The organism is Streptomyces sp. NPDC002835 (assembly GCF_053591995.1).
In genome coordinates this window covers 1-6,430 of the sequence record NZ_JBSFUW010000094.1, presented here as the reverse complement: position 1 = coordinate 6,430, position 6,430 = coordinate 1, and the positions used below count along the sequence as shown (strand labels likewise).

The following is a 6,430-nucleotide window of genomic DNA, read 5'->3' as shown; positions in this document are numbered from 1 at the left end:
CGCGGTCTCGTCTGGGGCCTGGAGTTCGAGGACAAGCCGCGCGCGTCCGCCGTCTGCGCCCGCGCCTTCGAGCTCGGACTGCTGCTGGAGACCTCGGGACCGGAGAGCGAGGTCGTCAAGCTCCTGCCGCCGCTGACCATCTCCACCGAAGACCTGGACGAGGGTCTGCGCATCCTGGCGCGCTGCGTCCGAGAGACCGCCTGACCATCTGCGACCGAGAGGTAAAGAACCACCGTGATCGTCCGATCGTTCAAGGACATCGAGAACACCGAGCGCCATGTGAAGTCCGCTTCCGGCACTTGGGAGAGCAAGCGCATCGTGCTCGCCAAGGAGAAGGTCGGCTTCTCGCTCCACGAGACCGTGCTGTACGCGGGTACAGAGACCTCGATGTGGTACGCGAACCACATCGAGGCCGTGCTGTGCATCGAGGGCGAGGCCGAACTTACCAATGACGAGACGGGCGAGACCCACTGGATCGAGCCCGGCACGATGTATCTGCTGGACGGGCACGAAAAGCACACAATGCGCCCCAAGACCGACTTCCGTTGCGTCTGCGTCTTCAATCCGCCCGTCACCGGACGGGAGGACCACGACGAGAACGGCGTCTACCCGCTGCTGACCGAGGAGGGCTGAGGAATGACCACCGCACCTGCACGCACCGACCTGTACCCGACACGTGGCGCCAGTGAGGTGTTGACCCCGCGCAAGGACCCGGTGGTCTGGTCGGCACCGGGAGCCCCCGGTCCGATCGCCACGCCCGACCTCATGGGCTTCGAGCGGGACGGCTTCCTCGCCGTCGACCAGCTGATCGGGGACGACGAGGTCGCTCTCTACCGCTCCGAGCTGGAGCGTCTGATCAGCGACCCCAGGGTGCGCGCCGACGAACGCTCGATCATCGAGCCGAAGTCCCAGGACGTGCGGTCGGTCTTCGAGGTCCACAAGATCAGCGAGGTCTTCGCCTCGCTGGTGCGCGACGAGCGGGTGGTGGGCAGAGCCCGGCAGATCCTCGGTTCCGACGTGTACGTCCATCAGTCCCGTATCAATGTGAAGCCGGGCTTCGGCGCCTCCGGCTTCTACTGGCACTCGGACTTCGAGACGTGGCACGCGGAGGACGGCCTGCCGAACATGCGGACCGTCTCCGTCTCGATCGCGCTGACCGAGAACTACGACACCAACGGCGGTCTGATGATCATGCCTGGGTCGCACAAGACGTTCCTGGGCTGCGCGGGCGAGACGCCGAGGGACAACTACAAGCGGTCGCTGCAGATGCAGGACGCCGGCATCCCGTCCGACGAGACGCTGACGCGTTTCGCCGACGACCACGGCATCCGGCTCTTCACCGGCAAGGCCGGGTCGGCGACCTGGTTCGACTGCAACTGCATGCACGGCTCGGGTGACAACATCACGCCGTACCCGCGCAGCAACGTCTTCATCGTCTTCAACAGCGTGGAGAACACCGCGGTCGAGCCCTTCGCGGCGCCGGTGCCGCGGCCCGAGTTCATCGGGGCGCGGGACTTCACGCCCGTGCGGTAGGACATCCCTCACAGCACGCAGTACGCGGAAGGGCCGGTCTCCTCGGGAGACCGGCCCTTCCGCCGGGAGTCGGGCATCACCCGGGTCGAGGGCGACGTCATCGTCGACGACCTGCTGTTCACCGCCCCCGCGACGTTCGACCCGCTGCCCACGCCGCTGATCATCAACGACAACGTCATCGACCTGCTGACCACGCCGACCGCCCCCGGCCGGCCCGCCGAACTGTCCTGGCGTCCGCAGGTGGCGCCCTACCGGGTGCCCTCGACCGTGCGGACGGTCGAGGCGGGCGGCGCGACGGACATCGAGGTCTCCGCCTCCGCGGACGGCGCCCGCATCACCCTGTCGGGCACGATCGCCGCGGACGCCGGTCCGGTGCTGCGGGTCTCCCCCGTCCGGGAACCCGGCGGCCTTCGGGCGTACGGCGCTGATCGAGGCCCTCGCCCGGGCCGGCGTGAGCGTCACCGCCGCCCCGACCGGCGCCAACCCGGTCGACGAGCTGCCGCCCGCCCCGCTCACGGCCCCGCAGGTCGCCGCGTACGTCTCCCCGCCCTACGCCGAGTACGCGAAGCTGATCCTCAAGGTCAGCCACAACCTCGGCGGCAATCTCACCCTGTGCAACATGGCCGTCGCCGCCGGGAGCAGCGACTGCATGGACGGCTTTCCCCGTGCTCCGCATGTCGCTGAGCGAGGCGGGCGTCGACACGTCGCAGATCCAGCTGGCGGACGGGCGGGGCGGTGACCCGGTCGACCGGGCGACGCCGACCGCGCTGCACCAGATCCTGCGGCACTGGCTCGGCACGCCCGAGGCCGACCGCTTCCGCACGGCCCTGCCGATCCTGGGTGTCGACGGCACCCTGGCCGACTTCTGCACCGACTGCCCGGCCCGCGGCAAGGTCTTCGCCAAGACCGGCACGGTCGCGGGCTACGACGCGCTGAACGACCGGCTCGCGATCGGGGCCGAGACCGTCGCCGGCTACCTCGAGACCGACGACGGCCGCCTCCACACCGTGTTCGTCGGCGTGAACGGCGCTTCGGCGCCCGATCTTCAGGGCCTCATCGACGTCGCGGAGGACGTGGCGCTGATCGCCGCGCGGCTCCAGGAGCAGGCCGGCCCGGAGCCGCGGCGAGGGGACGACCGGGCCCGTCGGGGGCTTTGACGGGCCCGGGCGCTCAGCCGCCCACCAGGACGTCCAGCGCCCGGTCCACGTCGGCCTGCGTGTTGTAGAGGTGGAAGGCGACCCGCAGATTGCCCGCCCGCCCGGAGACCAGGACCCCGGCCCGGATCAGCTCCTGGGCGCGGTCGGCGAGGCCGGGGACGGCCACGGTCGCCGAGTCGCCCGGCACCGGCTCCAGGCCGTTCTCGCGCAGGCCCGCCCGGAACCGGGCGGCCAGCGCGGTGTCATGGGCGTGCACGGCCTCGATGCCGATCTCCTCCACCAGCGCCAGCGACTGCTGGGCCCCGTGGTACGCCAGATAGGCCGGGAACTCGTCGTACCGGCGGGCGGTACGGGCGAGTTCGGTGATCGGGCCGTACATGGTGTCGTCCTGCCACGGCCGTTCGGCGGAGGCGGTTCCCGCGTAGAGGGCGGGCAGCGTCTCCTGCGCCTCCTCGGTCACCGTCAGGAACGACGCGCCGCGCGGGCAGAGCAGGAACTTGTAGCCGGCCGTGACGGTGAAGTCCCAGTCCCCGGCCGCCAGCGGCAGCCAGCCGGCGGACTGGCTGGCGTCGAGGAGCGTACGCGCCCCGTGGGCCGCCGCGGCCGCCCGGACGGCCGCCAGGTCGGCGATCCGGCCGTCCGCGGACTGCACGGAGGAGAAGGCGACGAGCGCCGTGCCCGGACGTACCGCCTCCGCGAGCCCGTCCAGCGGGACGTACCGCAGCTTCAGGTCGCCGCGGACGGAGAACGGTGTGACCAGCGAGGTGAACTCCCGCTCGGGAGAGAGCACTTCGGCGCCCGGCGGCAGCGCGGCCGCGACCAGGCCCACCAGCGCGGAGACCGCGCCGCCGACGGCCACCCGGCCCTCGTCCACCCCGGCGAGGCGGGCGAAGGACTGCCGGGCGGCGGTCACCGCGGAGAAGTCCCCGGGACCGCCGGCCCTGCCCTCGCCGAGCTCCTCCGCGAGGGCCGTGACGGCGCGGACCGACCGGCGGGGCAGCAGCCCGTTGACGGCGGTGTTCAGATAGGTGGTGCGGGGCGCGAACTCGGCTTCGATGAGCGGCTTCGAGATCTCCATGGCACCACCCTGCGGTGGCCGCGCCACCGGGTCAATCACGCCTTGCTGCACGGAACCGTTCAGCAGCGCTGATCAGTCGGCGGCAGCGGCCGGGACCTCGCAGGCCCCGTCGGCGTCGCACGCCGCCGCGTCGCCGGCGGGGGCGGTGACCGCGCGGCCCTGCCAAGCCTGTTCCAGCGCCTTCGTGAACAGCTCCGCGGGCTGCCCGCCGGACACCCCGTACCGCCGGTCGAACACGAAGAACGGCACGCCGGTCGCGCCCAGTTCGGCGGCCTCCCGCTCGTCGGCGCGTACGTCGTCGGCGTAGGCGGACGTGTCCGCGAGGACCTGCCGTACCTCCTGCTCGTCGAGCCCGGCCTCCACGGCGAGCGCGACCAGCGTCTCGTGGTCGAAGACCGACCGCTCCTCGGCGAAGTTCGCCCGGTAGGCCCGGGCGAGCAGGTCGTCCTGGCGCCCGCGGGCCTTCGCCAGATGCAGCACCCGGTGGACGTCGAAGGTGTTCCCGTGCTCACGGCCCTCGGTGCGGTACGCCAGCCCTTCGGCGCGCGCGGTGGAGGCGACGCGCTCCTCCATGGCCTGTGCCTCCTCGCGGGTGCGGCCGTACTTCTTCGCGAGCATGTCGACGACCGGAGTGGTCTCGCGCGTGGCGCGGTCCGGGTCCAGTTCGAAGGAACGGTGCACGACCTCGATCTCGTCGCGGTGCGCGAAGGCGGCGAGGCCCTTCTCGAAGCGGGCCTTGCCCACATAGCACCAGGGACAGACCACGTCCGACCAGATCTCGACGCGCATGCTCGTTCATCACTCCAGGGTCGTGGCGGTGGCCGCCGGGCAGGGGGCGCGGACGGGCGCCGGGGGCACCTCCGCACAGGGTCAACGGGAATTGCCCCCGGCTCATTCCGCCCGTGGCGTGGGCGGGACGGTGAGGAGGAGGTTCAGATGATTGCCGGTGTGCGGCTCCGCGGGGTCCGGGTACCAGCCGTGGTGGGTGTAGAAGGCGCGGGCGCGGTCGTTCTTCTCGAAGACCTCGAGGCGGGCGGTCCGCACACCCGCGCGCTGCCAGGCCCCGACGACCGCCGAGTGCAGTTCGCTGCCTACACCGGAGCGCCGGCGCCCGGGGGCGACGTGGAGCTGCGTCAGGGTCATGACCCCGTCCCGCTCGCCGAAGGCGGCCACGCCGGCGACGGCCCCGTCGCGTATCGCGCACAGCACCGCGCCGCGGCCGATGGCGTTCTCCCAGCCGGTCCGGGTGCGGGCGTGCTCGGCCGGGCTGTCGAAGGCCTCGTCGGGGAGGTGGCCCCGGTAGTACGTGGCGCGGGCCTCCGCGTGGAGGGCTGCGACGGCGTCGAGATCGGCTGGGCCGGCGGTCCTGATCATGTGGGGGGAGACGTGCCCGGAGCGGCGCCGGTTCCCGGGTGCTCGAGCGGGTGCGTCGTCAACCGCGCTTGACCTCAAACACGGTTGAGGGTGAACGCTCGTCGGCATGACCACACAGACGGATCACATCGAGATCGCCACGCTCGTCAGCCGGTTCTTCCGCGCACTGGACGAGCGGAAGTTCACGGACGGCTGGGCCGACGGCTACTTCACCGACGACGTGCGGATGGCCGCCCCGGTGGGCGTGTTCGAGGGCCGGGCGGCGGTGCGGGGCACCGAGGAGGCCCTCGGACGGTTCGCCCGTACCCAGCACATGTCGTCCGACGTCCTGGCGGACGTCGAGCCCGCGTCCGGCACGGCGCACGCCTCCTGGAACGCGCTGATGGTGCACGTCCACCACGAGGGGCCCGACGAACTGTTCACCGTCGGCGGCCGGTTCGACGCGGAGCTGCGGCGCACCGACGAGGGCTGGCGGATCAGCCGGGTGTCGGTCGAGCCCGTCTGGACGACGGGGCGTCCGCCGGTCCTGCCGGCCGCCTGAGCCGCGCACCCGGCCGGGGCGACCCGGCCGGTGGCGTCGTCAGGAGCCGTCGCGCAGACCTTCCGGCCAGCTGTCGCGGTACTCGATCCGGTCGAAGGCGACCACGCAGCCCTCTCCCACGGGCGACTGGGCCATGAAGCCGACGAGGGCCGCGCCGGCCCGGTCCTCGTCGCCGAGGGTGAAGATGCGGACGAAGGTCCAGTGCTCGCCGTCGGTGGACGCGTGGAAGGCGAACGCCTTGCCCGTGCGGCTGATGCGCAGCCAGACGCTGTCGCCGTGCACGGTGAAGGAGTTGGCGTCGTCGGAGTGGCCGCGGGTGACGACCGTGCACACCGTGGGCGTGTCCGGGGACAGCTCCAGGCAGAGCTTGGCCCACTCCTGCTCGGTGACGTGCAGATAGAGCACGCCCGCGTCGAAGGCCGCGGCGAAGCCGACCTTGACGCGGGCGATGAGCTGGAAGTCGCCCTCCGGCGCGCCGAGCAGACGGGGCGCGTCGGAGGCCGGTTCGAGAGCGTGGCCGGTCGGCGGCACGAAGCGGTCGTGCCGCGGGCCGGCCCAGGCGGTCAGCACACCGTCCTCGTAGGACCAGTCGGCCTCGGGACCGTACGCCCGCAGGGGGAAGGGAAGATCGGGCAGCTTCAATTCCATGCGGGTCAGTGTTGCAGTTGGCCGTTGACGCGGCGGGGAAGTGCGTGCGGGTTGTCGTCGTGGAGCTCCGGGGGGAGCAGTGGTTGGGGGGTGTTCTGG

The 6,430-nt window shown here is 71.9% G+C and carries 11 protein-coding genes and 1 pseudogene; 7 read left to right on the top strand and 5 right to left on the bottom strand.

Annotated elements, in window-relative coordinates:
- The 3 genes from ACWD01_RS36995 to thpD form a co-directional block, all read left to right on the top strand.
- The coding region (locus ACWD01_RS36995) for an aminotransferase class III-fold pyridoxal phosphate-dependent enzyme (RefSeq protein WP_451168331.1) at positions 1 to 204 on the top strand (204 nt) is incomplete at its 5' end.
- Between the two features lie 30 nt (positions 205 to 234).
- Complete coding sequence (locus tag ACWD01_RS36990) at positions 235 to 633, top strand: ectoine synthase (RefSeq protein WP_451168329.1); 399 nt, start codon at positions 235 to 237, stop codon at positions 631 to 633.
- Positions 634 to 636: 3 nt separating this feature from the next.
- Positions 637 to 1,533, top strand: a complete 897-nt coding sequence (gene thpD / locus ACWD01_RS36985; protein ID WP_451168327.1) for an ectoine hydroxylase — start codon at positions 637 to 639, stop codon at positions 1,531 to 1,533.
- An 8-nt stretch (positions 1,534 to 1,541) separates the two neighbouring features.
- Here thpD and ACWD01_RS36980 read toward each other — a convergent pair whose 3' ends face one another.
- Positions 1,542 to 1,697: a hypothetical protein gene (locus ACWD01_RS36980; protein WP_451168325.1), complete on the bottom strand. Its 156-nt coding sequence runs from the start codon at positions 1,695 to 1,697 to the stop codon at positions 1,542 to 1,544.
- Between ACWD01_RS36980 and ACWD01_RS36975 the strand changes: the two are divergent.
- The 3 genes and pseudogenes from ACWD01_RS36975 to ACWD01_RS36965 all read left to right on the top strand — a co-directional run.
- Positions 1,633 to 1,875: pseudogene (locus tag ACWD01_RS36975) on the top strand (D-alanyl-D-alanine carboxypeptidase); the annotation flags it as partial. The gene ACWD01_RS36980 and the pseudogene ACWD01_RS36975 sit on opposite strands and share 65 nt — an antisense overlap.
- Before the next feature lie 109 nt (positions 1,876 to 1,984).
- Entirely contained in the window at positions 1,985 to 2,272 is a 288-nt protein-coding gene (locus tag ACWD01_RS36970; RefSeq protein WP_451168323.1) for a hypothetical protein, read from the top strand.
- Positions 2,208 to 2,690: a D-alanyl-D-alanine carboxypeptidase gene (locus ACWD01_RS36965; RefSeq protein WP_451168321.1), complete on the top strand. Its 483-nt coding sequence runs from the start codon at positions 2,208 to 2,210 to the stop codon at positions 2,688 to 2,690. The genes ACWD01_RS36970 and ACWD01_RS36965 overlap by 65 nt, the downstream gene beginning before the upstream one ends.
- A gap of 13 nt (positions 2,691 to 2,703) precedes the next feature.
- Here ACWD01_RS36965 and ACWD01_RS36960 read toward each other — a convergent pair whose 3' ends face one another.
- The 3 genes from ACWD01_RS36960 to ACWD01_RS36950 form a co-directional block, all read right to left on the bottom strand.
- Positions 2,704 to 3,768 (bottom strand): aminotransferase class V-fold PLP-dependent enzyme, encoded by a 1,065-nt coding sequence (locus ACWD01_RS36960; RefSeq protein WP_451168319.1) that lies wholly within the window; start codon positions 3,766 to 3,768, stop codon positions 2,704 to 2,706.
- 72 nt (positions 3,769 to 3,840) lie between these two features.
- Positions 3,841 to 4,557, bottom strand: a complete 717-nt coding sequence (locus tag ACWD01_RS36955) for a DsbA family oxidoreductase (RefSeq protein ID WP_451168317.1) — start codon at positions 4,555 to 4,557, stop codon at positions 3,841 to 3,843.
- A 102-nt stretch (positions 4,558 to 4,659) separates the two neighbouring features.
- The gene (locus ACWD01_RS36950) at positions 4,660 to 5,142 is read right to left on the bottom strand and encodes an N-acetyltransferase family protein (RefSeq protein ID WP_451168315.1); all 483 of its coding nucleotides are present in this window, start codon (positions 5,140 to 5,142) and stop codon (positions 4,660 to 4,662) included.
- A 106-nt stretch (positions 5,143 to 5,248) separates the two neighbouring features.
- Here ACWD01_RS36950 and ACWD01_RS36945 point away from each other — a divergent pair, with 106 nt between their 5' ends.
- Positions 5,249 to 5,683: a nuclear transport factor 2 family protein gene (locus tag ACWD01_RS36945; protein ID WP_451168313.1), complete on the top strand. Its 435-nt coding sequence runs from the start codon at positions 5,249 to 5,251 to the stop codon at positions 5,681 to 5,683.
- A gap of 39 nt (positions 5,684 to 5,722) precedes the next feature.
- Here ACWD01_RS36945 and ACWD01_RS36940 read toward each other — a convergent pair whose 3' ends face one another.
- Positions 5,723 to 6,331, bottom strand: a complete 609-nt coding sequence (locus ACWD01_RS36940; RefSeq protein ID WP_356898726.1) for a DUF1349 domain-containing protein — start codon at positions 6,329 to 6,331, stop codon at positions 5,723 to 5,725.
- Positions 6,332 to 6,430: the final 99 nt, after the last annotated feature.

Excerpts from the sequence above, each read along its gene's own strand:
- thpD (WP_451168327.1), top strand. The coding sequence starts at position 637 with ATGACCACCGCACCTGCACGCACCGACCTGTACCCGACACGTGGCGCC.
- ACWD01_RS36980 (WP_451168325.1), bottom strand. The coding sequence starts at position 1,697 with ATGATCAGCGGCGTGGGCAGCGGGTCGAACGTCGCGGGGGCGGTGAAC.
- ACWD01_RS36965 (WP_451168321.1), top strand. The coding sequence starts at position 2,208 with ATGTCGCTGAGCGAGGCGGGCGTCGACACGTCGCAGATCCAGCTGGCG.
- ACWD01_RS36960 (WP_451168319.1), bottom strand. The coding sequence starts at position 3,768 with ATGGAGATCTCGAAGCCGCTCATCGAAGCCGAGTTCGCGCCCCGCACC.
- ACWD01_RS36955 (WP_451168317.1), bottom strand. The coding sequence starts at position 4,557 with ATGCGCGTCGAGATCTGGTCGGACGTGGTCTGTCCCTGGTGCTATGTG.
- ACWD01_RS36950 (WP_451168315.1), bottom strand. The coding sequence starts at position 5,142 with ATGATCAGGACCGCCGGCCCAGCCGATCTCGACGCCGTCGCAGCCCTC.
- ACWD01_RS36945 (WP_451168313.1), top strand. The coding sequence starts at position 5,249 with ATGACCACACAGACGGATCACATCGAGATCGCCACGCTCGTCAGCCGG.
- ACWD01_RS36940 (WP_356898726.1), bottom strand. The coding sequence starts at position 6,331 with ATGGAATTGAAGCTGCCCGATCTTCCCTTCCCCCTGCGGGCGTACGGT.